The organism is Mycobacterium sp., from assembly GCF_049683355.1.
GTDB lineage: Bacteria > Actinomycetota > Actinomycetes > Mycobacteriales > Mycobacteriaceae > Mycobacterium.
Genome location: NZ_JBAUJB010000205.1, coordinates 1 through 2,249, shown reverse-complemented (window position 1 = coordinate 2,249; position 2,249 = coordinate 1). Strand labels below are relative to the sequence as shown.

Genomic DNA, 2,249 nt, shown 5'->3' with positions numbered 1-2,249 from the left:
GCCGGGAGCCCCGCAGCGCGGGGCGCCGCAGCAGCAGCCGCAGGGTTATTGGTATCCGCCGCCAGCGGGGTGGCAGGGTGCTCCGCCGCCACCTCCGCCGTATCCGGGTTACCCGCCCTATCAACATCCTCCGCAGCCCGAGCAGTCGGCCCCCGCGCCGGAAGGTGATGCGGCGACCCCCGGCCCCAAGGAGGAACCGGGTCACGACGGCGGCCGGGACAAGGACCGGGCTGATCCGCCGAACCGCGGTTAGTCACCGGCTGATGCCTGAACGGAGACTTCGATGACGCGGTCGCACCACCACAATTCGGCCACGCTCACCCCACCCGATTTCGACCAGGAGCGCGCGGAACGGGCGGTCCGAGAGCTGCTGATCGCCGTCGGTGAGGATCCCGACCGCCAAGGGCTGGCCGACACGCCCGCCCGGGTGGCGCGGGCCTACCGGGAGATGTTCGCCGGGCTCTACACCGATCCGGACACCGTGCTCAACACCACCTTCGACGAACAACACGACGAGCTGGTGCTGATCAAGGAGATCCCGATGTACTCCACCTGCGAGCATCATCTGGTGGCGTTCCACGGTGTCGCGCACGTCGGTTACATCCCCGGGGTCGACGGCCGCGTCACGGGCCTGTCGAAGATCGCCCGCCTGGTCGACCTCTACGCCAAGCGGCCCCAGGTGCAGGAACGGCTGACCGCCCAGATCGCCGACGCGTTGATGCGCAAGCTCGACCCGCGGGGCGCGATCGTGGTGGTCGAGGCCGAGCACCTGTGCATGGCGATGCGGGGTGTTCGCAAGCCCGGCGCGGTGACCACCACCTCCGCTGTGCGCGGACAGTTCAAGAACGACAACGCCTCACGGGCCGAGGCTCTGGAACTGATCCTCAGAAGGTGAGCTTGGCGAGCCAACGGTCCCCGGACGGGACGCGCGTGCAGGTGATGGGGGTCGTCAACGTCACCGCTGACTCGTTCTCCGACGGGGGCCTGTTCCTCGACCGGGACCGGGCGGTCGAGCACGGCGTCGACCTGGTTGGCCAGGGTGCGGCGATCATCGACGTCGGCGGCGAGTCGACCCGCCCCGGGGCCACCCGGGTGGATCCCGCGGTCGAGACCTCCCGAGTACTTCCCGTCGTCAAAGAACTTGCCCAGCAGGGGATCACGATCAGTATCGACACCATGCACGCTGGCGTGGCCTACGCGGCCCTGGAGAACGGCGCCTCGCTGGTCAACGACGTCTCGGGCGGAAAGGCGGACCCGGACATGGCCAGGGTGGTCGCCGAAGCCGGCGTTCCGTGGATCCTCATGCACTGGCGGTCGGTGGGCAGTGGCCGCCCGCACGAGGTGCCCGGCTACGGCGACGTGGTGGTCGAAGTACGTGACGAACTCATGGCCGGGGTGGACGCGGCAGTGCGTGCCGGGGTGGACCCGGCCAAGGTGATCATCGATCCCGGCCTCGGATTCGCCAAGACCGCACAACACAATTGGGCGTTGTTGCACGCGCTGCCGGAGTTCGTCGCGACCGGTATCCCCGTCCTGGTCGGCGCGTCCCGCAAGCGGTTCCTGGGCGCCCTGCTGGCCGGGCCCGACGGTGAACCCAGACCCCCGGACGGACGTGAGACGGCCACCGCGGTGATCTCCGCGCTCGCCGGATGGCATCGGGTGTGGGGGGTCCGGGTGCACGATGTGCGCGCCTCGGCCGATGCGCTCGCGGTGGTCGATGCCTGGCGCGGGGGTTCCGATGGCTGACCGGATCGAGTTGCGGGGGTTGAAGGTTCGTGGCAACCACGGTGTCTTCGACCATGAGCGCCGCGACGGCCAGGATTTCGTGGTGGACATCACGGTGTGGATCGACCTCGCGCCCGCCGCCGCCAGCGACGACCTCGCCGACACCGTGGACTACGGCGGTCTGGCACAACGCGCCGCCGACATCGTGGGCGGCCCCGCGCGCCAGCTGATCGAGACCGTGGCGGGCGAGATCGCCGACGACGTGATGGGCGACGAGCGGATCCATGCCGTCGAAGTGGTGGTGCACAAGCCCGGCGCACCGATTCCGCTGGAGTTCGTCGACGTCGCGGTCGTGGCCCGACGTTCCCGCCGCGGGGGTGGCCGGTGACGGCGGTGGTGTTGTCCATCGGCTCCAACGTCGGTGACCGGTTGCGGTGGCTGCAGTCGGTGGTCGACGGCCTCGGCCGAGCCGTGGTGTCGGTGTCGCCGGTGTACGAGACGCAGGCATGGGGCGGCGTCGAACA

The 2,249-nt window shown here is 69.9% G+C and carries 4 protein-coding genes and 1 pseudogene; all 5 read left to right on the top strand.

Features of this window, described 5'->3' with window-relative positions:
* Positions 1–253, top strand: a pseudogene (locus WA944_RS12225) (hypothetical protein); the annotation flags it as partial.
* A 30-nt stretch (positions 254–283) separates the two neighbouring features.
* Complete coding sequence (gene folE, locus WA944_RS12220) at positions 284–895, top strand: GTP cyclohydrolase I FolE (protein ID WP_526373124.1); 612 nt, start codon at positions 284–286, stop codon at positions 893–895.
* A gap of 44 nt (positions 896–939) precedes the next feature.
* Positions 940–1,746 (top strand): dihydropteroate synthase, encoded by an 807-nt coding sequence (gene folP, locus WA944_RS12215; RefSeq protein ID WP_526373125.1) that lies wholly within the window; start codon positions 940–942, stop codon positions 1,744–1,746.
* Entirely contained in the window at positions 1,739–2,113 is a 375-nt protein-coding gene (gene folB / locus WA944_RS12210) for a dihydroneopterin aldolase (RefSeq protein ID WP_526373122.1), read from the top strand. Before folP ends, folB begins: the two co-directional genes overlap by 8 nt.
* A partial coding sequence (locus tag WA944_RS12205) for a 2-amino-4-hydroxy-6-hydroxymethyldihydropteridine diphosphokinase (RefSeq protein ID WP_526609991.1) occupies positions 2,110–2,249 on the top strand: 140 nt, incomplete at its 3' end. The genes folB and WA944_RS12205, both read left to right, overlap by 4 nt.